General features: G+C 45.3%; 23 protein-coding genes. 11 read left to right on the forward strand and 12 right to left on the reverse strand.

The window, feature by feature from the left end:
* Window positions 1-5 precede the first annotated feature (5 nt).
* Window positions 6-968 (forward strand): AAA family ATPase, encoded by a 963-nt coding sequence (locus tag RIG68_RS00490; protein ID WP_350096614.1) that lies wholly within the window; start codon window positions 6-8, stop codon window positions 966-968.
* A gap of 2 nt (window positions 969-970) precedes the next feature.
* Here the strand turns inward: RIG68_RS00490 and RIG68_RS00495 are convergent, their stop codons facing one another.
* The 7 genes from RIG68_RS00495 to RIG68_RS00525 all read right to left on the reverse strand — a co-directional run bounded on the left by RIG68_RS00495 (window position 971) and on the right by RIG68_RS00525 (window position 7540).
* The gene (locus RIG68_RS00495; RefSeq protein ID WP_350117692.1) at window positions 971-1117 is read right to left on the reverse strand and encodes a hypothetical protein; all 147 of its coding nucleotides are present in this window, start codon (window positions 1115-1117) and stop codon (window positions 971-973) included.
* A 275-nt stretch (window positions 1118-1392) separates the two neighbouring features.
* Window positions 1393-2415 carry a phenylalanine--tRNA ligase subunit alpha gene (pheS, locus tag RIG68_RS00500; protein ID WP_350117694.1) on the reverse strand — a complete coding sequence of 341 codons (1023 nt, stop codon included), beginning with the start codon at window positions 2413-2415 and terminating at the stop codon, window positions 1393-1395.
* A gap of 74 nt (window positions 2416-2489) precedes the next feature.
* On the reverse strand, window positions 2490-3455 hold the full coding sequence (locus RIG68_RS00505; protein WP_151997753.1) for a GDP-L-fucose synthase family protein: 966 nt from the start codon (window positions 3453-3455) through the stop codon (window positions 2490-2492).
* A 25-nt stretch (window positions 3456-3480) separates the two neighbouring features.
* Window positions 3481-4866 carry an exopolysaccharide biosynthesis polyprenyl glycosylphosphotransferase gene (locus tag RIG68_RS00510; RefSeq protein WP_151997754.1) on the reverse strand — a complete coding sequence of 462 codons (1386 nt, stop codon included), beginning with the start codon at window positions 4864-4866 and terminating at the stop codon, window positions 3481-3483.
* 24 nt (window positions 4867-4890) lie between these two features.
* Window positions 4891-6054 carry a glycosyltransferase family 4 protein gene (locus RIG68_RS00515; RefSeq protein ID WP_350117695.1) on the reverse strand — a complete coding sequence of 388 codons (1164 nt, stop codon included), beginning with the start codon at window positions 6052-6054 and terminating at the stop codon, window positions 4891-4893.
* A 269-nt stretch (window positions 6055-6323) separates the two neighbouring features.
* Window positions 6324-7019 carry a tRNA/rRNA methyltransferase gene (locus RIG68_RS00520; protein WP_350117697.1) on the reverse strand — a complete coding sequence of 232 codons (696 nt, stop codon included), beginning with the start codon at window positions 7017-7019 and terminating at the stop codon, window positions 6324-6326.
* 41 nt (window positions 7020-7060) lie between these two features.
* Window positions 7061-7540 (reverse strand): DUF5991 domain-containing protein, encoded by a 480-nt coding sequence (locus RIG68_RS00525; protein WP_151997757.1) that lies wholly within the window; start codon window positions 7538-7540, stop codon window positions 7061-7063.
* A gap of 384 nt (window positions 7541-7924) precedes the next feature.
* Between RIG68_RS00525 and RIG68_RS00530 the strand changes: the two genes are divergently transcribed.
* The 3 genes from RIG68_RS00530 to RIG68_RS00540 all read left to right on the forward strand — a co-directional run bounded on the left by RIG68_RS00530 (window position 7925) and on the right by RIG68_RS00540 (window position 10580).
* Window positions 7925-9238, forward strand: a complete 1314-nt coding sequence (locus RIG68_RS00530; protein WP_350117699.1) for an ABC transporter permease — start codon at window positions 7925-7927, stop codon at window positions 9236-9238.
* Window positions 9235-10245: an ABC transporter permease gene (locus RIG68_RS00535; RefSeq protein ID WP_350117700.1), complete on the forward strand. Its 1011-nt coding sequence runs from the start codon at window positions 9235-9237 to the stop codon at window positions 10243-10245. Before RIG68_RS00530 ends, RIG68_RS00535 begins: the two co-directional genes overlap by 4 nt.
* 95 nt (window positions 10246-10340) lie before the next feature.
* The gene (locus RIG68_RS00540) at window positions 10341-10580 is read left to right on the forward strand and encodes a hypothetical protein (RefSeq protein ID WP_151997762.1); all 240 of its coding nucleotides are present in this window, start codon (window positions 10341-10343) and stop codon (window positions 10578-10580) included.
* Between the two features lie 10 nt (window positions 10581-10590).
* Here the strand turns inward: RIG68_RS00540 and RIG68_RS00545 are convergent, their stop codons facing one another.
* Window positions 10591-11193, reverse strand: a complete 603-nt coding sequence (locus RIG68_RS00545; RefSeq protein ID WP_151997763.1) for a carboxypeptidase-like regulatory domain-containing protein — start codon at window positions 11191-11193, stop codon at window positions 10591-10593.
* 174 nt (window positions 11194-11367) lie between these two features.
* On the opposite strand from RIG68_RS00545, the gene RIG68_RS00550 reads away from it, so the two are divergent.
* From RIG68_RS00550 to RIG68_RS00565, 4 genes are all read left to right on the forward strand, one after another.
* On the forward strand, window positions 11368-11757 hold the full coding sequence (locus tag RIG68_RS00550; protein ID WP_151997764.1) for an ArsR/SmtB family transcription factor: 390 nt from the start codon (window positions 11368-11370) through the stop codon (window positions 11755-11757).
* Between the two features lie 4 nt (window positions 11758-11761).
* Window positions 11762-12460 (forward strand): YjjG family noncanonical pyrimidine nucleotidase, encoded by a 699-nt coding sequence (locus RIG68_RS00555; protein WP_350117701.1) that lies wholly within the window; start codon window positions 11762-11764, stop codon window positions 12458-12460.
* A 70-nt stretch (window positions 12461-12530) separates the two neighbouring features.
* The gene (pruA, locus tag RIG68_RS00560) at window positions 12531-14159 is read left to right on the forward strand and encodes an L-glutamate gamma-semialdehyde dehydrogenase (protein WP_350117703.1); all 1629 of its coding nucleotides are present in this window, start codon (window positions 12531-12533) and stop codon (window positions 14157-14159) included.
* Window positions 14160-14214: 55 nt separating this feature from the next.
* Entirely contained in the window at window positions 14215-14616 is a 402-nt protein-coding gene (locus RIG68_RS00565; protein WP_151997767.1) for a TerB family tellurite resistance protein, read from the forward strand.
* On the opposite strand, the gene RIG68_RS00570 is transcribed toward RIG68_RS00565, so the two are convergent.
* Window positions 14617-15615, reverse strand: coding sequence for a DUF4407 domain-containing protein (locus RIG68_RS00570; protein WP_350117705.1), 999 nt, complete (start codon window positions 15613-15615; stop codon window positions 14617-14619).
* A 185-nt stretch (window positions 15616-15800) separates the two neighbouring features.
* Here RIG68_RS00570 and RIG68_RS00575 point away from each other — a divergent pair, with 185 nt between their 5' ends.
* Window positions 15801-17489, forward strand: a complete 1689-nt coding sequence (locus RIG68_RS00575) for a hypothetical protein (protein ID WP_350117707.1) — start codon at window positions 15801-15803, stop codon at window positions 17487-17489.
* A 135-nt stretch (window positions 17490-17624) separates the two neighbouring features.
* A complete protein-coding gene (locus RIG68_RS00580; RefSeq protein ID WP_350117709.1) occupies window positions 17625-17957 on the forward strand; it encodes a hypothetical protein in 333 nt (110 codons plus the stop codon).
* A gap of 67 nt (window positions 17958-18024) precedes the next feature.
* On the opposite strand, the gene RIG68_RS00585 is transcribed toward RIG68_RS00580, so the two are convergent.
* Window positions 18025-20064 carry a M3 family metallopeptidase gene (locus RIG68_RS00585; RefSeq protein ID WP_350117711.1) on the reverse strand — a complete coding sequence of 680 codons (2040 nt, stop codon included), beginning with the start codon at window positions 20062-20064 and terminating at the stop codon, window positions 18025-18027.
* A gap of 188 nt (window positions 20065-20252) precedes the next feature.
* On the opposite strand from RIG68_RS00585, the gene RIG68_RS00590 reads away from it, so the two are divergent.
* Window positions 20253-21143, forward strand: a complete 891-nt coding sequence (locus tag RIG68_RS00590) for a 3-keto-disaccharide hydrolase (RefSeq protein ID WP_350117713.1) — start codon at window positions 20253-20255, stop codon at window positions 21141-21143.
* A gap of 74 nt (window positions 21144-21217) precedes the next feature.
* Here the strand turns inward: RIG68_RS00590 and htpG are convergent, their stop codons facing one another.
* Together htpG and RIG68_RS00600 are read right to left on the reverse strand one after the other, a co-directional pair.
* Window positions 21218-23044: a molecular chaperone HtpG gene (htpG, locus tag RIG68_RS00595; RefSeq protein WP_350117715.1), complete on the reverse strand. Its 1827-nt coding sequence runs from the start codon at window positions 23042-23044 to the stop codon at window positions 21218-21220.
* A 174-nt stretch (window positions 23045-23218) separates the two neighbouring features.
* Window positions 23219-23713, reverse strand: a complete 495-nt coding sequence (locus RIG68_RS00600; RefSeq protein WP_350117717.1) for a DUF4293 domain-containing protein — start codon at window positions 23711-23713, stop codon at window positions 23219-23221.
* Window positions 23714-23718 lie beyond the last annotated feature (5 nt).

The following is a 23718-nucleotide window of genomic DNA, read 5'->3' on the forward strand; positions in this document are numbered from 1 at the left end:
AAACAATGGTTCAGTTTAAAAACGACAAAGAGGCCGCTGATGCTTTTCACCAGTCATATCTACAGTTAACAAAAGAAGTTTCGAAAGTAATAGTTGGTCAGGACAAGGTCGTTAAGCTATTAATTTCGTCTATTTTCTGTCAGGGGCATTCTCTTCTGGTAGGAGTGCCTGGCCTGGCTAAAACCCTGCTTATTCACACAATGGCGTCGGCGCTGCATTTGAAGTTTAACAGGATACAGTTTACTCCTGACTTAATGCCCTCCGATATTCTGGGAGCTGAAACACTTGATAAGGAACGAAACTTCAAATTCATATTCGGCCCCATTTTCGCTAACATCATTCTGGCCGACGAGATAAACAGAACCCCTCCAAAGACTCAGTCTGCGTTGTTAGAGGCGATGCAGGAATACTCAGTAACCATTGGCGGTAAAAACCACCCTCTTGAAAAGCCTTTCTTCGTTTTGGCAACACAAAACCCCATCGAACAAGAAGGCACCTACCCACTGCCTGAAGCGCAGCTAGATCGGTTTATGTTCAATATCAACCTTGATTACCCCACGCTGGCCTCCGAAATTGAGATTGTGAAGAACACTACTTCGGAGCGGGTACAGTCTGTAGATCAAGTAATGACGGCCGACGAGATCAAATACTATCAGCAGCTGGTGCGAAGAGTTCCTGTCGCAGATAATGTGATCGAGTACGCTGTGAAGCTGGTTCATAAAACCAGACCGAACGACGGAGGAGATGAGCTTGCTAAGCAGTACCTGGAGTGGGGCGCAGGCCCAAGGGCATCTCAGTTTCTTGTGCTTGGCGCAAAATGCAATGCACTTATGAACGGCAAGTATTCTCCGGACATCGAAGATGTCCAATCCGTAGCGGAGCCGATCCTCAGACACAGAATAGTGCGTAACTTCAAAGCAGAATCGGAGGGAATAACCGAAGAGCAGATCATCACCCGACTACTTTAGGGCTAGTTAGAAATGTAGAGGAATGTGCCATCCGACACAGCCCTGTATTCCACCAGAGGGTATTTTGCCGGGCCTGCGCTAGGATAGCCGTCAAGGTCGAAGGTCGACTTACAGCAGAGATCTTCCATATAAAACCCTGAGCTATTCATGGTCACGACTTCACATTCTTTATCTGGCCCGTAGGTACAGATTCGATCCCACACCCTATATTCTGATTGAGATTGCCGGTAAACAACCAGACCTTTGTTTCCGCCCGATAAGTACACAAAGCCTCCAACCTGCCGAAGTGATTGATATTGAATATTAGACAGGTTTATTTCGATGTTAACAATTTTTGGCGGGATATTAGGGCCAGTGTTCGATTCACTACATTGAGCAAAAATCAACGCCACTGCTAAAATTCCAAAGACACTAGCCAGCCTGCTCAAAGAATAGAGGAAAACTGTTTCAAGAAGCGAACATCGTTTTCAGTAAAGAGGCGCAGGTCTCTCACCTGATACTTCAACAAGGCCATTCTCTCTATCCCCATTCCAAAAGCAAAGCCCGTATATTTCTCCGAGTCAATGCCACAGTTCTCCAGTACATTCGGGTCAACCATTCCAGAGCCAGCTATCTCCACCCACCCTGTATACTTGCATATGTTACAACCTTCTCCATTGCAAATAAGACAAGAGATGTCAATCTCTGCACTGGGCTCCGTGAAAGGAAAATAGGAGGGTCGGAACCTTATTTTGACATCCTTATGGAACATCTCCTTGGCGAAATGATACAGGGTGTCCTTCAGATCCGCAAAGCTCACTCCTTCATCTATATACAGGCCCTCTACCTGGTGAAAAATGCAATGAGCCCGTGCGGTAATGGCCTCATTCCTAAAAACTCTTCCCGGCATAATAGCCCTGAAAGGTGGCTTGCCGCTCTCCATTAACCTTACTTGTACGGAAGAGGTATGCGTTCTCAGCAACACGTCAGGATTCTTCTCAATGAAAAATGTATCCTGCATTTCCCTTGCAGGATGATTTTCGGGAAAGTTAAGCGCAGTGAAGTTATACCAGTCAGTCTCAATTTCAGGCCCGTCGGCCACCGAAAACCCTATTCTTTCAAAAATCTCTATTATTCTTGCTCTGAGGGCAGTCAAAGGATGAATGCCTCCTATTTGGTCTGTTGCGGCAGGGAGTGTTAAATCCTTTGTTTCTGTGGTTGCCTCCCTACTCTCTTCCAAGCCAGACACCAGCTCCTTGAAACGATCCTGTACCAGCACTTTTAGTTGGTTCAGAGCGACTCCGTAATCTTTCTTTTGAGCTGGGGGAACGTCCTTGAAAGCATCAAACAAATCTGTAAGAACGCTCTTTCTGCTGACAAACTTCATCCTGAACGACTCAAGGTCAGCCTCCTTCTCAGCAACAAATTTCTGCACCTCTTCCTTTAACTCTTCAATTCGCTCAATCATGAAAGAAATTTTTTACAAAAGTAAGCAACTCGCCCCTTAATCAAAATGCTAGTTGCAGCCGACCAAGAGCCAAACTAAAGCCGTATGTTTTTCGAGCTATATATTCTATGAAACTCTTCGTAAACACTTCTTATTCCTTGTTCCAAAGTAATAGTTGGCTTGAAACCCATCGCCGAGAGACGGGATGTGTCCATGAGCTTTCTTGGTGTCCCATCGGGCTTTGATGTGTCGAACTTTAAGGTTCCCTGAAAGCCAACAATATCTTTTATTAACAGCCCCAGGTCTTTTATGCTAATATCCTCTCCCCAACCGATATTCAAAAATGACGGATTCTTTGAATGTGGCTTAGCATCGAATTTATCCATCAGATAAATACACGCTTCAGCCATGTCGTCGACATGAAGAAACTCCCTTTTGGGAGAACCGGTACCCCACACCTCCACCTCACTGGCGCCACTTATCTTTGCGTCATGAAATTTTCTAATGAGCGCAGGCAGCACGTGCGAATTTTTCAGATCATAATTGTCGTTCGGTCCATATAGGTTGGTAGGCATTACCGATACAAAATTACAACCGTATTGATCTCTGTAGGCCTCACACATTTTGATGCCAGCAATCTTAGCTATCGCATAGGGTTCGTTTGTCTCTTCCAACAAGCCTGTGAGCAAATAGTCTTCTTTAAGCGGCTGTGGGGCAAGTTTCGGGTAAATACAAGAAGAGCCAAGGAACATCAATTTAGTCGATTGATATTTCCAGGCCGAGTGAATGACATTGTTCTGAATCATCAGGTTGTCATGTAGAAATTCTGCCCGATAAGTGTTGTTGGCATTGATTCCTCCGACCTTAGCAGCGGCCAGAAAGACATAATCTGGTTTTTCAGCCTCGAACAGGCTTTCCACATCAGTTTGGCGACGCAAATCACATTCCGACGAAGCTTTCAATACAAGATTCGAGAAACCACGCTTCTGCAAACCCCTTAAAATAGCAGAGCCGACCATTCCCCTATGGCCGGCAATAAACACTTTTGATTCTTTATGCACTTGCTAGAACATTTTAAAGACCATTCTAATAGGCATTTTCCCTATTGAATACTATTGAATAAACAGTCAAAACTATGATTTTCAAGTCAAGAATAAAAGACCAATTCTGAAGGTAGAACCTGTCCAGTTTCACCCGTGAGCTCATTTGATGGAACTTTTGTATCTCGCCCCTATACCCCATAGCCTGGGCCAGGCCAGTGATGCCAGGCTTCGAGGCATGACGCTGAGTGAATTTGTGCACTCGGTTTTGATAAGACTCGTTTAGCGGAATTGGGTGGGGTCTTGGCCCAACTATCGACATATTGCCTATCAGGACATTTAAAAACTGTGGGATTTCATCAAGGCTTGTCCTTCTGAGGAACGTGCCAACCCTTGTAATTCTTGGATCGTTTCTCGATGCCCATTTGGTGTCTGCCACATTGTTGATCACCATCGTCCTGAACTTGTAGCATACAAATGGTGAATTTCCCTTCCCATGGCGAAGTTGCCTAAAAAAAACGGGGCCCGAGGACTCAAGTTTAATTAGCAACCCGAGTATCGGATATAACCAGCTTAGCACAAAAACCACAACAAACAACGAAAAGACAATGTCAAAAGTTCTTTTTACAACACGATTCAAGATGCCATCCAGGGGCAGGTCGTTAATATCGACTATTGAGATGTCATCAAATCTTGTAAGGGAGTAGGTCTTAAAAAGTTCGGTGTTGAACTGTGGAATTAACTTAACCTTTTTTAGTTGTGCGTCGGCAACATTAACAATTTGGCTAAGAGCAAATCGGTTTACACTTTCACTGACATAAATAAACTCCGTATCGTCAATACCATTCCTGATAAAGTCGTCTATTCCACCGAGAATTGGAATCCCATCTCTTTGAGAGAGCCCGGAATGAGTATCGTCATAAAACCCCACACACCTTATTCCATACTCAGGCTTTCTCTTAAACAAGTTATAAAGTCGCACGCCCTGCTGGTCGAAGCCAATAATAATGGCGCTTCTAACGTTGCCTCCAAACTTCCGATATTTATTAAGCGCTATGTGAACTAGCACTCTATAGAAGCCGACCGCAACAAATAGCTGAATGAAAATAAGAACTAAAAATTCCCGGCTCAGCTCGTATGCTTCAAACAAAACCCAGAAGAACGATATCAGTGAGAGAGAAATGAAGAGCGTAAAAAAAGCTCGCTTCAGCGTCACATAATAGTTTGTAGATCGGCCAATTTTAAAGTCCTCCGCCACAACAGAAACAGAGAGCCATATGCCCAGGTAAAACCCAAAAGCCCAACGGTACACTGGCGCAAGCTCAAGGTTGTTATTGATAATGTAATAGGAAAGCAGGAACGGAATAGATATTATAACGAGCTCTCCAAATATGAAAAGTGCTGGAAATAGTTTGTAAAACCTTTTAGGCATTTCAAAATGCGTTACAGAGTAAAATTAATTCTGCAAAATGTTTTCGGTCTCAATAAGGGTCTTTTCTACAATAGGGTGATTAGTAGGTACTTTGGCTCCAGGAAATTTTTTATTGACCAGTAATTTAGGGCTTTTTCTGACTTTATTTTTTACGGACCGCAAAACAAGATAGTCTAACGTAAGTCCGAGAAAAATGGCTGTACCAATTACAATGGGAAGCATCATCAAGTCTGAATAGCTTTTTCCAGCGATAGCAATCGCTACGAACAACAAGTTAACAGACGTCAATATAAGTGTGATATGTCGATGCTCAAACCCCATCCGCATAATGAAATGGTGTACGTGACTCTTATCAGGCGAAAGCGGAGACTTTCCTTTTTTCACCCTTTTCACAAAAATACGGGCGGTGTCAAAAATAGGTAAAATCATTACCGCCACTCCTGTGGCCACCGAACCACTGAACTTTATTGGAGAGCTCGCATCAAGAGCGTAATTGCTTTCGATAAATAAAACGGCGAAAGATGCCAGTAGCAAACCAATTGCCAAAGCTCCGGTATCTCCCATAAAAATCTTTGCGGGCGACCAGTTAAACATCAAGAAACCCACTATGCCACCGGCGAACGTAGCAGCTATGGCTGCATACAGATGCTGATCGTTCAGTTCAAACCATGTTCCAAAAAAGGTCAACGCTAAAAGGCTGCACATACCCGCCAGCCCATCAACACCGTCTATAAGGTTAAAAGCGTTGGTTAACACTATAACTGTAAATAGAGAGACTGGTATACCTACAAATACTGGTAACTCATATACACCAAAAAGTCCGTACAACGAAGTGAGCTGAACCCCACCATAGACAACTACAAGCAGTGCCGCAGCCAGCTGACCTACCAGCTTATGAAATGCTGAAAGGTTAACAAGATCGTCCCTGAGGCCGACAATAAACATGATAGTAACAGCAAATAGAATACTACGGCTTTGATTCAACTCCCCAAGGGTAAACCAAAGCAAAACGGCAAAAAACACACCAATCATGATTGGTATTCCGCCCATTGAAGGAGTGCTTGCTTTGTGTATTTTCCTTCCCCCTGGCGTATCGGTAATCCTGTTCCTTACGAAAAAATAGATAACCGCCGGAGTAAGTATGAAACAAATCAAAAAAGACGTAAGTGCAAAAAGTATCTTTTCCATATCGAAATTCGGATGACAAAGATAGTCCTTATCAATTGACATGCCAATTTATGCGTCCTAAATATTCCCAGTCAAAATGTGAATTTTTCAAACTTAACGCCGGTTGTTAGTAAATTAACTAACAAAATCCTGTAGGAAATAGATTGATATGGTCTTTTCCAGAAATTTTAGGCCGCACTGTATTGCCTGCGGAGATGGGTAAGTGGAGCCGGTGGGCTCTAATTTTGTTGTCACCATACCGCTCAAGGCAACTAGAACACAGGCTGATCCTATTGATTTTTAAGTCTATGCTCAATGAATCTGGCAAGCGCCAGCATCAGCCTGGTGTCTTCCGCATCAGCAGTCATCAGTCGGTCTTTTAGCCGGTTGTAAAGACTGGGCTGGCGGGGCACGTCAAGGTCACTAAGCACTTTCTTGGCCTTTTTTTTCAGAGCTTTTTGAGCACCTTCCTCCGCCTCCTTTTTTGGTGGTTTCGCTTTGCTACTATAGGAGGCTTTCGAAAGCTCCCAGGCGTAAATAAGGACACTTTGAGCCAAGTTTAGGGAGGGGTGCGGGGCTGCAAGCGGAATACTACTAATCAGATCACACATACCCATTTCTTCCTTTGTTAAACCGTCTCGTTCGCTCCCAAATACAATTGCAACGCTGTTGATCGTTCTGCCTTTTTCTTGCAGAAGGTTGCCGACTTTCTCTGGAGAATGATAGTCATGTCTCCCAAGTCTTTTCTTAGCCGTGGTGGCTATGCTCAGGTCGATATCGCTCAAAGCATCTGCCAGCGATGGATAGACAAGTGCGCTTTCTAATATATCATGTGAGCCGTAGGCTGTTTTCCTGGCCTGCTGCGAAAGGTGATCTGTTGGATTAACCAGCCTGAGACTGCCAAATCCCATTGTATTGATGGCACGGGAGGCAAACCCGATGTTTTCAGAAACAGCCGGATGGCTGAGAACGAAGTGGATGGTCATAGGTGCACCAAATTCCGGGAATCATTGATGGTGGTCAATATTTAGTTCATTCTTACCCAGTCATCTTCGTGATTGTGGCTTGCCACTGGCGTATACTTCACCCACTCTGTGTGGTATACTTCGCCGTCACGGTGAATTCGGATGAGTGTGTCGCCGGAGGTGAAACTGAACCTGTCGTGTCCATGATCAACGTCAGTTTGCATGGAGGAATAGATGATATGTAAAGTGCTGTCGGTTTCTACCGCCCGTCCGAGATACTGTTCAACCCAAAAGTTTGCATCGCTGTCGTCATCTTCCTGTTGTCCTTTTAAGATGACAGAGTAATGATGCTCCTCATCCGGTCTGCGGGGCTTTCTTAAAATCAAGTCGTGGGTATACGTGATATGATGACCTTCGTCGGATTCGTATTTTTCCAGATACTCATACTTAGAACCCCAGTTGTGCTTGGGATACCTGCCACTACAGGCCGCAAAAAATGTTACAATGAAAAATACCAGCCCTAGTTTAACAATAGCTTTCATAAGTCGAGGTCATTGATGCTTGTTAGAATACCTGTGAAAATTAAGAGTAATTGTGGGCTATTACAAATAAGGTGTTCGATATGAACAAGGCGGAATCAAGCTGAACAAAAAAAGACTACTCATTGAGAGTAGTCCTTTTTCACTTCTAACCTGTGAGCTTATGTGTAAAATCTACGAGTCAAGGTTGATGTTGAGCCCATTTCAAATACACATTACAATGTTAAGTATCGCCCATCCCGGATACATACCTGTTTTTAGGTATTTTTTAAATTATGTCGGTTTAGTACTATTTACGGGTTGCGTATCGACGCTGGATCCATCTCCTCTCCCTAAAGAGTCACCCGGTTAGCAGTTCTTATTGTCAGTTTGCTATTTTTGAGACTTATGCTGCGATACCTTATTGTACGGTTACTTTCTGCATTCCCCGCACTACTCCTTGGACTGATTGGGCTTTTTGTCTTCAGGGTTTTGCCGTCGCAGTCGGTGTGGGAGGAAAGGATTGACCTTCTGGCATTGGAAGGAGGCAGCTATAACACACTAAGAATCCAACAGGAAAAAATAAGGGTAAGGAAAGAGCTTGGTCTTGACCTCCCTGTGTTTTATCTGTCCTTGCGATCTGCAGCGTTGCCAGCAGCCCTGCCTCTTGACATGCCGGATGTGCAAAAGGAATGGGTCAGGAGCATTTGTTTGCTTACAGGTCAGCCAGAAAGGGTTCTGCAACTGGCAGCAGCTTTGCAGGCTAAAAATTTCTCTGCATGGGTGCCTGACAATACCAAATTGCAGTGGCAAAGTGTGCGAACCTGGGTTTTAGGCAATGAGGTGGCTGCATCATCCGAAATTCTTTCGCAGGTAGATGAGTTGGAAGCTTCGTCCCAGCAGTGGAGAGCTTATGTGCCAGCATTGTACTGGAATGGTTCAGACAATCAGTTTCATCTGTGGTTTTCTCAGCTTTTACATGGAGACCTGGGAGTGAGCTGGAAAAACCGGGAAAGGGTGTTTGACGTCATCAGCCGGGCGCTTTCCAACACCATTGTGTTCACGGTGCCTGCTATTATTCTGATTTTTCTTTCTGCCTACTGGCTGGTGATTGGGATGTCGCACCTCGGGCCCAGGACCAAAGCATTGGCGGATCAGGTCATTTATTTCTTTGACCTGGTTCCCCTCTTCGGTTGGGCGCTTTTGGCTATGATTCTGTTTGCTAGTGGAACGGTTTTCTCCTGGTTTCCGTCACATATTTCGGCCAGCTCACTCAATAGCTTTTCTTTTTGGTCGAGGAGTTTCTGGCCTTATGTGCTGCCGGTAGGTATTCTGTGGATCAGCACCTTGCCTTATATCACCAAGCACATCGACAATGCCTTTCAAAAGTCTGCCGACCTTCCGTTTGTGTTTATGGCCAGAGCAAGAGGCCTTGGTGAGCATACGATCAAAAGGAGATATAGACTAAGGTATAGTATGCTGCCAGCTATCACTCTCTTCGGACAATATTTGCTGGCAGTAGTAAGCGGCGCTTTGGTAGTGGAGGTGCTGTTCTCGATTCAAGGTGTTGGCATGCTACTCACTCAGTCGGTTGCTGCGCAGGACTATCCCGTTGTTAGTGGTATTATCCTGCTGTTGATTTTGGTTAGGATGCTATCCTACTTAATTACCGATCTCTTGTACTATTGGTTTGATCCCAGAATAAGGCTGTCCAACCAATGAGCAACCGACCGACATTCAGATGGTGGCCATTGGCGATGCTGGGAGCGATCCTGGGGGTTGTTGTGCTTACGTGGTTCTTTGACGGATTGAAGCCTGAGCTCAGGCTTGACATGAGAAGCCTGCCCCCAGGAGCAGGCCATTGGCTGGGAACGGACACACTCGGCAGAGATGTATGGCTGTCTATTTTGGCTGGCTCCCAAAGGTCAATTCTGGTCAGCATTGGTGCAGCGTTGATCGGTGGAAGCATAGGTGTTGGCTTTGGAAGTGTTGCTGCTTTTTTCGGAAATGACCGTCTGCGGTTTCCTTTGAGAACCTACCTTACGGGACTGTTGCTGCTGCTCATTGCCGTTTATTTTGCTGCGGTGCTTTGGCCGACCATTTCTTCCACTGGCCAGGTGCTTGCCGGGGCGCTGATTGTCCTTCTTCTGGTTGTTTCAGTTGTAGCAATATGGTGGTTGCTTAAAAGGTTTGGCGTTTTGGCGGGCAGAATGACTTTTCCCCTCGACACCATCACCCAGCGGTTTATTGAGGTGATCTCGGTCATTCCCCGCTTGTATTTAATCGTGGCTTTTGCTATGATCATTCCCATCAATATGTTCACTCTGATAATGCTGTTTGCTGTTACCAGCTGGGATGTGATGGCGAGGATGGTGCGTGCTGAGATGCTGAAAGTAAGAGAGATGACCTATATCGAATCGGCGAGGGTAATAGGGCTATCAGAATCTAAGGTCTTTTTTCGGCATGCACTGCCAAACGCCATCGGGCCGGTAGCCACGCAGGTGTGTTTTACCATATCGGGTTTGCTGATCGCCGAGGCCACCCTTTCATTTATTGGAGTAGGTATTTCTCCCGAGACTGTTAGTTGGGGAAGTATCATCCATGGCTACCTCGAAAACCTGCAAGCCTGGTGGTTGGCCGTTTTCCCCGGCATTTGTATTTACCTCGCTGTCATTAGCCTGCATGCAGTGGGCAATGATTTGGATAGGATGTACCATTCAAAGCATTAACAATCCCCACAACATCAGCTTAATACCTGACAGAAATCATACTTTGCCGAAGGGCATCATTGCATTTTTGTAAAGTCAAACAAATAGCAATGCCAATGCAAACTGACCTATTGTTCCAAAATGCCACCCACGAAGCATTCAATGCTTTAATTACAAACAAGTATATCTCAAGAAATGCTGAGAGCATGAACACACTTTCTTTAGCCCTTAAATACGACCTGATCAGGTTGTCTTCGCTTGGGGTGGTAGTGTTTTTAGAAGACAGAATACAATTGGCAGAAGGGATGGAAAGTTGGGTGCAGCTCTATTGGAGTGAGGTGAGCAGAACCTGGTAAAAAGGCTGAATTACTTCCTGTCCTTTTTCAACGATTTGATAAACTGCGCCCAGGCGAAAGGATTGAGTAGCGGATTGCTTCTGGGCTGAAATTTATCCGTCATCGCCAGAAACTGTTGATTGGAATAATACCTGTAATTTTCCGAAGCGTCCATAGGTGCCCCTTGCATCATTCTCATCAAAATGTCCGCCCTGAGCACCTCCTCCATCTTACGATAGTCTTCGGCATCAGGCAGCTTGAGGGCAAGCACAGCCTGCTTGAAGAGCTCTTCGGTAGGGTAAGGTAAAATTTCTATGGGTGGCAAATAAGTGGTGTCGGTAACGAGCTCAATGATCGCTGTAAAGTTCTCACCTTTGTTGCCGGGAACAATGAAATGCTGCTTTTCAAAGCCTATGGCACTGATCACCACACTGTCGCCAACCAGGGCAGGCATCGAGAAATAACCATACACATTGGAAGTAGTACCTCTTCCGGCTTTCGGCACATACACGTGCACTCCCGGCACTCCCGAAACGCTGTCCTCTCCCAATATTACCCCGGAAAACTGGATGACCCTGCTTCCGCCCTGGGCCCAGCTTTCCTGATGTGCCACCAGCATAAATAGGAAGCACATAAAAGGCAGAAAATATTTAGAGATGAACTTTGACAAGCCTTTCTTTACTTATGAATTAAGAGGATACTAATTATGGGTTAATAGTTGCAATTGGGCCCTAAGCTACAAATTATTAGATCAATTGCACAGGTTTTGTGTTACACGGATAAGCCATAAACTTTCATTATTGTTCCCATGAGGCTCAAAAACTTTAGTCTGCAATACGGAAACCAAATATTCAAATCCTTCTCGGAGGAGGCAAGAGTGCGTATTCTCTTTTTACTCTTCAATCAAAAAGAACTTTGCATTACCGATATTGAATTGTCTCTGGACTTTACTCAAACCAAAACGTCGAGGCACCTGACCTACCTGAGAAACGCCGGGCTGGTCAACGTCCGAAAAATAGACCAGTACGTTTTCTATTCTATCAAGGAGGAGGTGTCGGACATTGTCAGTCAAATATTTCAATTTTTGCAGAAAGACGCCAGCCTCCAGAAAGACCTTGAAACCTTTCGAATCCTTTATTCGAACAGGGAGCTGGTAAAAAACAAAATGGAAAAACGCCAGTTAACCGGCCTTAGATAAATGTATGGGCAAAAAATACAAACACCTTTTTTTCGACCTCGACCACACGTTGTGGGATTATGATCAAAATGCCAGGGAGTCCCTCATGGAGCTCTATTCCGTGTACGCTCTCAAAAACTTCGGTAAGTTCTCGGCGGAGCAGCTAGTTGATAAGTTTTTCCGGGTAAATACGCAGTTCTGGTATCTGTACGACCTGAAAAAAATTGACAAGGATCATCTCAGAGAGGAGAGGTTCAGGACAGTGTTCAGAGAGCTGGGTTTCGCAGACATGGATCTTGCTTTTCAGTTTGGCGAGGACTATGTGAACCTATGCCCCACCAAAACGGCTGTGATGCCAGGAGCCATAGAGTTGCTTACCTACCTTGTTGAAAAATACCCGATTCACATCATTACCAATGGTTTTGACGACATCCAGTCGGTGAAGATCAGAAGTTCAGGCCTGGAGAAATTCTTTTCTGAGGTTATTACTTCCCAGAGAGCTGGAGCCCGCAAACCCTCCCCACAAATCTTCGAGTACGCCATGCAGCTAACCGGGGCGACACCGTCTACGTCGGCCATGGTAGGCGACAACCTTGTCACAGATATTGGGGGAGCCAGAGGGCATGGCATAGATCACTTTTATTTCAACCCTGAAAAACTTCCACATACGGAACCAGTTACACTCGAAATACATTCCCTTAGTGAATTGCATCACCATTTCTAAAGGTTTTTAGGCCGGTGGTGAGTAAATTCGCCCCTCAATTTATTGCAGTCGACAAAACCAAATAAACAACATGTCATTAGCGATTTTTAAGACCCCCAAACCAACCAACGAACCTGTTCTCAGCTACGCACCCGGCACACCCGAGCGGACAGCACTCCAAAAGGAACTGAAGGAGCTGAAGTCAAAAGAGGCTGATATTCCTATGTACATCGGAAGTGAAGAAGTGCGGACCGGAAAGAAGATTCGGATGTCGCCGCCTCACGACCACAAACACACTCTCGGCTACTTTCACGAAGGAGATGCCAGCCATGTGGAGCAGGCCGTTAACGCTGCGCTTGGCGCCAAAAAGGCATGGGCAGAGATGAGCTGGGAGCACAGGGCAAGTATTTTCCTCAAAGCCGCCGACCTTCTGGCGGGCCCCTACAGGGCAAAAATAAACGCCGCCACCATGCTCGGGCAGTCGAAAAATGCTTTTCAGGCAGAAATTGATGCCGCCTGTGAATTCATTGATTTCCTAAAATTCAATGTGGCCTTTATGGTGGAGCTGTTTCACCAGCAGCCCGACTCGGCGCCAGGCATGTGGAACCGTATGGACTACCGGCCACTTGAGGGCTTTGTATTTGCCATCACACCCTTCAACTTCACCTCTATTGCAGGCAACCTGCCAGCCGCTCCAGCGCTGATGGGTAATACGGTCATCTGGAAGCCGGCATATACCCAGGTGTATTCGGCGGAAGTGATCATGGAAGTGTTCAAAGAATCAGGCTTGCCCGATGGCGTCATCAATCTTATTTATGTGGACGGGCCTGTTGCCGGAGACGTGATTTTCAACCACAAAGATTTTGCAGGTCTCCATTTCACCGGCAGCACCGGTGTGTTTCAACAGCTTTGGAAGACGATAGGCCAAAACATTACCAAATACAGAACTTATCCCCGCATTGTAGGCGAGACTGGCGGCAAGGACTTTATCATTGCCCACAAATCGGCTAATGCAAAAGAGCTGGCTACCGCTATTATCCGTGGTGCCTTTGAGTTTCAGGGGCAAAAGTGCTCGGCTGCCTCAAGGGCGTACATTCCTGACAACCTCTGGCCCGATGTGCAAAAGTATATGCTTGAGGATTTGAAGAATGTAAAAATGGGTGACGTTGAAGATTTTGGCAACTTTGTGAACGCTGTGATTGATGAGCGTTCATTCAACAAAATCACCAAATATATAGACGAGGCCAAGAAAAGCCCCATGGTGGAAGTGGTTGCCGGTGGCAATTACGATAACAGCAAAGGCTGGTTCATAGAGCCTACCGTGCTGCTTGCCAAAGACCCGATGTATGTAACCATGTGCGAAGAACTATTCGGCCCTGTGCTAACGGTTTATGTGTACCAGGCCGAGCGCTACGAAGAGGCATTGGAACTGGTGGATAGCACTTCGCCTTATGCTTTGACAGGCGCCATTTTCTCGAAGGATCGTTATGCCATCGAGCTGGCCATGAGCAAACTCATGCATGCCGCAGGCAATTTTTACATCAATGATAAACCAACAGGAGCCGTGGTAGGCCAGCAGCCTTTTGGTGGTGCCAGGGGGTCAGGAACCAACGACAAGGCGGGTTCTATTCTTAATTTGATTCGGTGGGTGCAGCCAAGAACCATCAAGGAAACCTTTGCTCCGCCAACGGATTTCAGGTACCCATTTTTAAGTAAATAACGAAAAAGCCCTTCAAAGGGCTTTTTTTATTGACTTATAGAGATAAATTAGCTCTATGGAAAACATCAGAACGCAGTTGTCGCTCCTCATTACCCTTGCCAACAGTGATGGTGAATTTCATGAAAGAGAAAGGCACGTTATAGAACGAGTGGCGAGGTCAGGGGATATCTCGCAGGAAGAACTGGAGCTTTTGATCAAGCAGCCCGACCCTGTCGAAGGCCTTGACAAGATGCCCTACGACGATCGCTTTGATTATCTCTACAATGTCATTCTGCTCATGAAGGCAGACAGCGTTATTCAGGACTCTGAGCTGCTTTTTTGTCAAAAAATAGCCAATTCTCTGGGCTTTCAACTAGCCGCATTTATGGAGTTGTATCCTCACGTGCACATCAATATGAAGGCACCGGAAGAGCTGAGGATGATGAGAAAGAAACTTCAGGACTACCACGCCGACTAGTTACCCCTTCCAGGCCAGCTCTTTTTCAAGTGCAGTGTCCAGCCTGTGAATCTTTGATTTTCTGTAATTAGCGAAGGCATGTTCATGTGCTTCCAACAAATCATCGTAAGGCCCCCTGGGGCTCATGAGTTTTACCAAAACGGGCGAAGCTTCTATCATTACAAATAGAAGCATTATGAAAATATTGGCAAATGCTATTGAAGAATGCTTGTTGGTAAGCCGGTCCAATGATTCGAGTTGCAATGCCAGCCCACCAATATGCGAGACATCAATTTTGGCCAATTCATTGGCTTGTAGTAGTGCTACTGAGTCTTGCTTTTCCCGTAAAGCTGAAATCAGTGCCAGGTGATTTGCCTTAAGCTCGTTCAACTCAGCTTCGGCTCTTTCAGCATTTGCTTTCTTTACGGCATAAATAGGCCCCAGATTACGACGGCCCGAACCGCCGGTGCCATCCGCCTCTTCCTGAGCCATTCGGGTAAGCTCATCTCTTGCTTGTTCTTTACTGGCAATTTGCGTTTCCAGCTGGTTGAGTTCAACCTTGTATTCAGCCACCTGAGGTGCATAGCGGGATGCAATCATCGTTCCTTCAGCAGTCTTTTGTTCTTCCTTGATGAGGACAAGTTCTGCCTCTATTTCAGGCTGAAATAACCGCAGCTCCAATGGTTTTGCTACCACTATCGCTATCAACACTGCAAGCACGATTCTTGGTGCGGCCATTAGCCACTCCTCCCATTTGTTTTCGTTTTTCTTTAAGCTGGAAACCAGAAAGCGATCGAGGTTGAATATCATAAGCCCCCAAAGCAGACCAAATAGCACTGCGACCCAGTAATTGCTAAAAACAGAATATAGAGCAAAGCCTCCACTTACACCCGCCAAAAGACCTGTGAAAAACACGGCACCACCAATACTCACAAAGCGGGCCGACTCTGTTGGGCATCTTTTCAGCAGCGAATGAGAAGCTCCCGAACAGAACCAGAAGAAAGAGGTAAATTTTTTCATCGAACACTTTATTGAAAAGAATAACGGCACCAACTCTAATAAGTTGCATTAAAAGGTTCCTTTTTATACATAGTAGTAAGGTTAACCTGTTTGAATATCAGTGCTGGTGGGTAGTGTTAAATACCCCGTATGAGCGATTTTCTCGAAATGCTATTATCAGGTACTTAGCACCAAATTAATCGACTATGAAAAAAATAGGATTACTCATACCGTTTGTCTTTTTGCTGGCTACTGAGATTTCTCAAGCGCAGGAAAAGAGAGGATTAAAGTTGGGTGAAAAAATAGGTAAACTAACAGCCAAGCTGATGACCTCCAAAACCTCCAACCTGGGAGAAGCTGCCGTATTGGTACATCATATCAACGGTATGCACACTATGGAAGCCCGGATTTCTGGCCAGGAGGTGTACCCCGAAGATTTTAAGGAAGGCGATGTGGCCGTTGCTATATTTTTTTCAAAAGCAGAGGGCCTCGGAATGCTCAACATAGACGGCTCAGTAACCAGCGAGGGCAAAGAGCTGACTTCGACGGGTTTGGGGTACTACATGATCGAGCTTGAGCCTGGCGATCTTAGCCCAAAAACCGTGAACGTGGAAACCGTAACGGGAGATAAAGCATCCTTTACGATTAAGCCTGTACCGTCGGTGAAAATCATTTCTGTGAATGGCTCGACGTCAAACGCTGAGGTCGACCTATCTAAAGATATTGAGTTAGTACTTGAAAATGGCTCCGGCCACGAAGGCAGCCTTTTAAATGTGGCGCTGGTGACTGACGTAGCCGGGGCAAGGGGGCTCAACTACTTTGCTTCATTCAAGTCTACCGATAAAGTAATCATCCCCAAGGAATCACTCAGCAACCCGACTATTTCAGGCAGTGTGGACGGCGTGGGCAATTACAACCAGGGAGAGAATTATTTGATAGTAGAACGCTATGTGCAAGCGCCTACCGATAAGCAGTCGACTGCCGCAGCAGAGCTTCAGAGCAGGGCGTATGGCTCGATGAAAGTGAATGTGTCAGGCAAGCAACAGGAAAGTGTTTATGGGTCCACAAGTGTGAAAGGGAAAATTGACAACCCTTCTGGCGTATTGAATTTTGCGGCCAGCAAGCCAAACGCAGCTACAGGGGCACCATTTTCGCAAGGATCGAAATTTGCAGTTTCATCGCTTTCTGTTCGGGGTGTTTTGTTCAAACAAGAAACCAGCGAATCAGTTTCATACGGCTACAATACAAAAATTACCACAACAACAACGACCACCTACCAGTTTCCAAAACTGCCAGATGCTTTCTGGGATCAACTGCTTAACAACATGCACGCTGACATTGTCAAAATGTTCAAAGAAGAATTTTCTATAGAAATGGTGCCTACTGAAAAGCTGACGGCATCTTCTTACTACGAGGAATTTTATCCGGTTAAAGAAAAGAATACCGATGACCTGATTGTGAAGACTTATAAAAACACGGTCAATATGCAGCCAACCAAGGTGGCTGACATTTTTGGTTCTATTTCCACCAATATGACCTCTGATCGGCCAATCATCAACCTGATGAAGGATGCGGATGTTGACGGCCTGATCAATGTGCAAATGGACTTGCAGATTGCGGGGGATGACAACGGAAAAATTATCCTTGTACCCAGGCTCAACTTTTTCATTCAAGGGAGGGAAGAAACCTATACCAATAAAGATGTGCAATATGGCTCAGGTTGGGTAGCAGCGTCCGATGGCAAGCCTTTCTCCGAGTCTGAGTTTAATGACATTAATGCCCTGAACAGCATAGTGAGAAAAGACGACATGATGAATGCTATGAGGGACGCAATGAAACGCCTGCGAGAAGCCGAAATAGAAAGAGGCTACGATAAGATCTGGGCATTAAAGTAAAATAGTTGGCTAAACATCGCATCCAGGAAAGGCCGGTCAATTAAGATCGGCTTTTCTTTTTTCAATCAACACTTCCCATCTTGTTTGGTATTTCGAAAAGGCCTATTTTGAATTGAATTCGAAAATTATCAATCTATGAAAAGGAAACTATTTACATCTATTCTAGCCTTGGCGGCATTTACTTTGGTTTTCGGCACCAGTGCTTTCGCTGCTGGAACGGAGCCAATGACAAAAGAACAAATCAATAACCTTACGGAAGAGCAGGCCGAAGAGAGAGTGACTCAGCTGACCCAAAGGGTGAATGAGATCAAAGACATGAAAAAAAATGAACTCTCAAAGGAAGATCGCAAGGAGGTGAAGAAAGAGCTGAGAGAGATCAAGAAAGAACTGGATTTCTTGAACAATAAGCTGACATTGTCAGTGGGTGCTATTATTATCATAGTACTACTGATCATTCTTATTTTCTAATCCTCCTTTTAGGAAAATAAAAAGGCGATTGGTTCAGACCGATCGCCTTTTTTGTTGCTTCTCAGCACTACTTTTTCAGTAGTCCAGCCCGACGCAGCAACGCTTTTGGGTCTGGTTCACGTCCTCTGAATTTCTTGTAGAGTATCATTGGGTGTTCACTGCCTCCCTTGGAGAGGATGTTGTCTTTGAACTTACCAGCTACCTCGCTGTTGAAAATACCCTTCTCTTTGAAAAACTCAAAAGCATCAGCATCCAGCACTTCGGCCCATTTGTAGCTATAGTAGCCAGACGAGTAGCCGCCATTAAATATGTGAGAAAATTGGCAGCTCATATTGGTTTCTTTCACCTGAGGAAGCACCTCCATTTTTTCGAATAGTGCTTTTTCAAACTCCCCAACATCCTTTATGCCTGATGGGTCTACGCCGTGGTAGGCCATGTCGAGCATGCCGAACGCTACCTGGCGGGTAGTAGCATAACCTGCCTGAAAATTAGCGCTGTCTTTCAGCCTTTGCACAAGATCTGCAGGAATAGCTTCGCCGGTTTTGTAATGCCTGGCAAACAGGTCAAGGCAATCTTTTTCAAGTGTCCAGTTTTCCAGAATCTGCGACGGAAGCTCCACAAAATCCCAGTACACATTAGTGCCGCTCAGGCTGCCGTAGTTGCCTTTGGCCAGCATGCCGTGTAGTGCGTGACCAAACTCATGGAAAAGTGTCTGCACCTCATTGAAGGTGAGCAACGAGGGCGTAGATTTCGTGGGCTTGGTAAAGCTGCACACGATGCTGATATGTGGACGTTTGTCCTCTCCGTTAGCTTTCTTTTGCTGACGAAAAACTGTCATCCAGGCGCCCCCTCGTTTGCCTTCCCGGGGAAAGAAGTCAGCATAGAAAATGGCTACGAGCTCTTCCTGCTCATTTCTCACTTCATACACAAGCACCTCCGGGTGGTACCTGTCAATGTCCTTGTTTTCCACAAAGTGAATCCCAAAAAGTTTTTCAGCTACTTTGAACACCCCATCAATCACTTTTTCAAGTTGAAAATAGGGTTTGAGTAATTCGTCGTCTACCTCATACTTTTCTTTTTTCAGCTTTTCGCTGTAGTAAGCAAAGTCCCACCTTTCAATTGCATCAAGTCCATCCAGCTTTTTGGCATAAGCAGTAAGTTCTTCTACATCTTTTTGGGTGGCAGGTTGAGAAATCGTCAGTATGTCGGTAAGAAACTCATTGACTTTCTCCGGTGTTTCGGCCATTCTTTCTTCAAGCACGAAATGTGCATGGGTGGGGTAGCCGAGCAACTGAGCCCGTTCGAAGCGGAGTTGCACTAGTTTCTTCACCACCTCCTGATTGTCGAACTCATTGCCTTTGAAACTCCGTGAGCCATAGGCCATGAACATCTTCTTGCGAAGCTCCCTATTGGCCGAATAGGTCATGAAGGGAATGTAGCTGGGGTATTGAAGTGTAAATATCCACGTACCTTCCCTGTTCTTTTCCTTCGCTGTTTCCGCCGCCGCTTCTTTTACGAAATCAGGAAGTCCATCCAACTCCTTTTCATCCGTTACTTCCATGCTAAAGGCATTGGTTTCCTTAAGCACATTTTCGCCGTACTGCTGGCCCAGCACTGAAATCTCTTTGTCTATCGTACGTAGCTTCTCTTTTTTATCTGCCGACAAGTTGGCGCCATTCCTAACAAAGCCTTTATAGGTCTTCTCCAGAAGCGTCAGAGACTCCTCATCAAGTTTGGTTTTGTCGGTAGTTTCGTATACCAGCTTTACTTTTTTGAAAAGCGCTTCATTGAGCATCACATCATTGCTAAACTCGGAAAGCAAAGGCGAAATGTCTTTGGCCAACGCCTGCATCTCGTCGCTTGTTTCAGCCGAGTTCAGGTTGAAGAAAATATTAGATATGAGGTTGACTTTGCTCCCAGAGGCTTCCAGGGCCACAATAGTATTTTCGAAAGTAGGAGGCTCACTGGACTGTGTTAAAAGAGCTATCTCCTCCTTGGCGAGCTTAATACCTTCTGTAAAGGCAGGCAGATAGTGCTCATTCTTAATTTTACTGAAAGGAATGGTATCGAATGGGGTGTAAAAACTTTCTAAAAGAGGGTTTGACATTTATAGTTATTTTAGTCTTCAGAATTATATCAACAACAAAGAAGTGGCGCCTTTTGGTTTGCCAAATGATGCTCAAATTTAAAGGCGAATTTAGGAACAAACCCCGTTAAGTCGTCTAATTATCAAAAGATCAATGGTATCCGGGGAGTAATTCTTTGGAACTGCCTATAATTACAAGAAAAACACCTATGAAAAGCCACTCTGTTTCCTGCTTAATCAAATCAATAGTAATAGCGATTCTAGTCACCCCCACGCTTTCAATAACCGTGGTAGGCCAGTCAAAAAAGGCCAAGGAGGAATGGACGACACTCTTCAACGGAAAGGACATTAATGATTGGATTGTCAAAATCTATCACCACGATGTGGACGTAAACTTTGGCAACACATTCAGGGTAGAGGATGGCATCATCAAAGTTCGCTACGATCAATACGGCGACTTCAACGAGCAGTTTGGTCATTTATACTACAAGCAACCGTACTCTTACTATCGTTTGGTGATGGACTATCGGTTTGTTGGCGAATTGCAGCGGGGTGCCCCGGAGTACACGATAAAAAACAGCGGCGTGATGTTCCACTCTCAAGACCCTCGCTCAATGCCGAAAGAGCAAAACTGGCCGATCTCTGTGGAAATGCAGTTCCTCGCAGGCTTGGGCGATGGTAAGCCACGCCCCACGTGCAACATGTGCTCGCCGGGCACTGATGTGGTGTACAATGGCAAGGTTGACCCTAACCACTGTATTAACTCTACTTCAGCTACCTATGAAGGTGACCAATGGGTGCACACGGAGTTAATCGTGATGGGCGACTCTTTGGTCATTCATAAGGTGAATGGCGAAGAAGTGCTGCGTTATTCCAAACCTCAAATGGGCGGAGGCGTCGTTACTGGTTACGATCCAGCTCTTTGGGAGCCAGGCAAGCCATTGACAGAAGGATATATTGCCTTGCAGAGTGAAGGACAGCCGATAGATTTCAAGAATATCGAGCTACTTAACCTGGAAGGTTGCATGGATCCGAAGGCTACCAACTACAAAAGCTATTTCATCAAATCGAACCCTGGCACCTGCACATACAAAAAGTAATTTCTACTGAATGCTGAAAAACAAAAAATCCCCGAATCGCTCCGGGGATTTAACTTTATAGCTGGCATTGGCGCTTAGGCCGATACTATATCAAGGCTTCTCTTGATGAAGGCGGTAAGCTCAGGGCCTGTCAGCAAGTTCTGAGACAACTTGGCCAAATCAAATGCCTGCTTGGCAAGGGCAGTTTTTTCCTCATCTGATGCTGCTTTGAGAATCTTGCCAACCAACGCATGGTTGCCATTTATAGCTACTGAATAAGCGTCAGGCATATTGCCCATCATGGCCATTCCTCCACCCATTGCTGACATGTCTTTCATTCTGCGCATAAACTCCGGCAATGTGATTACCACCGGCATGTCGTCAGTCGACATGGCTTCCACGTTTACTGTGAATGCTTTGTTGTTTATCGCCTTATCAAAAAGTTCTTTTACTTCAGTTTGCTCCTTCTCCGAAAGCACCGACTCCTTCTTCTCGTCTTTGTCGATCAATTTGTCCAGCACATCAGCATCCACTCGCTTCCAGTTTACCTTTTCCATCTTCATTTCCATGTGGTTGATGAAGTGGTTGTCGAGCTGGCCGTCCATTTTCAGCACGCCATACTCACGCTTCCGGGCGTTTTCAATGTAGCTGTGCTGCTGTGCCTGTTTAGTTGTGTAAAGGAAGATTGTATTGCCATCCTTGTCAGCTTGATTTGGCTTTACATGCTCTTCGTATTCTTTGAGTGTGTAAAACTTGTCATCGATATCCTGCACAAGCGTGTAGTCAAGCGCCTTCTCATAAAACTTCTCTTCACTGATCATTCCGTATTTCACGAAAAGGCCAATGTCGTTCCACTTTTTCTCATACCCTGCTCTATCTTTCTTGAAGAGGTCGCCAAGCTTATCTGCTACTTTCTTGGTAATGTAAGTGTTGATTTTCTTCACGTTCCCGTCCGACTGAAGGTAGCTCCTCGATACGTTCAATGGAATGTCAGGCGAGTCGATCACGCCGTGAAGCAGCATCAAAAACTCCGGCACTACGTCCTTCACCTCGTCGGTAATGAATACCTGGCGGCTGTATAGTTGAATCTTGTTTCTCTGAACATCCAGCTCATTTTTCAGCTTAGGGAAATACAGCACACCAGTAAGGTTGAAAGGATAATCCACGTTCAGGTGAATCCAGAAAAGAGGATCCTCAGCAAATGGATAAAGCTCTTTGTAAAAGTTCAGGTAGTCCTCATCTTTTAACTCACTTGGCTGCTTCGTCCAGATGGGGCTTGGGTTGTTAACCACCTTGTCGTCGAATTCAATTTCGATAGGCAGGAACTTGCAGTATTTATCCAGAATACCCTGAAGTCTGTGCTTTTGCAAAAACTCTTCAGAATCTTCAGCAATGTGAAGCACTATGTCTGTACCCCTGTCTTTTTTCTTGGTCGGGGTAATTTCAAAATCAGTTGATCCATCGCACTCCCAGCGGGCAGCTTCTGCCCCTGTCTGATACGATTTCGTGAAGATTTCTACCTTTTTGGCGACCATATAAGAAGAGTAGAAACCGAGGCCGAAATGGCCAATGATTTGCTTCTCCTCTCCTTTATCTTTGTATTTCTCAACAAATTCGGCTGCGCCCGAAAAGGCAATTTGGTTGATGTATTTCTTTATTTCATCGGTCGTTAAACCGATGCCTTTGTCACTGATTGTGATTGTTTTTGCTTTCTCATCGATAGACACTTTAATTTTTGTGTCACCAATTTTTCCTTTGTACTCGCCCAGGGCTGCCAGGCGGTTCAGCTTTTGTGTGGCATCCACGGCATTCGATACCAACTCCCTCAAAAAGATCTCGTGATCCGAATAGAGAAATTTCTTGATAATGGGAAAAATATTCTCGGTGTGGATCGAAAGGGTGCCTTTTTCTTCTGTTACCATGTTTGTATTTGTTTGCAAATGATTGGTCAATAAGTGAAGGGTTGGCAAAAGCCGTTCCATAGCCCGATTTTACCCACAAGGCTGTCAGGATGGCAGTAAGAAGTGTCAGGCCAACGGAATTAGCCACCTTCGTCGACCATTTTGTCGATTACTGCCGCATTAAAAATTTTGATTTTATCTGAGCCTGTTGGAGTCACGCACCAGCCTCTCGTCACGCCGGATAAAGCGGTTGGCCATAGAGTTGAGGATGAGGGCCACAGGAAAAAGATAAAAGGCCGCCAGGTAAGCACCTTTTTCGTCTGGAACGATAGTCTTTTCTGCATTCCAGCAAAAGTAGAGAACGAGAAACATTGTGCCACCAATGATGAGGGAGTTCAGGGCGCCGAACTGAATCTGGCGGAGTCTATTGCCATATTGAAAAATAGAAAAAAAGGCCACTCCTGCAGCAATCAGACAAAGAGCGGCTACGTACATGATGTTTTTCTCAGCCAGAATCTCGTCTATCGCTACACCATCGCCCGCATATCTGATATGGGTGATTTCAAGAGCGGTAATGGTCACTATTTCACTTTTTTCGACATCAATTTTTTGCCATAGCGGGAGAAAGACAATGATGACCATGACGATGGCAGCAAGCGCCAGAAATATAGATTGGATTCGCTGAAGCATTGGAA

This window comes from Imperialibacter sp., assembly GCF_040222385.1.
GTDB lineage: Bacteria > Bacteroidota > Bacteroidia > Cytophagales > Cyclobacteriaceae > Imperialibacter.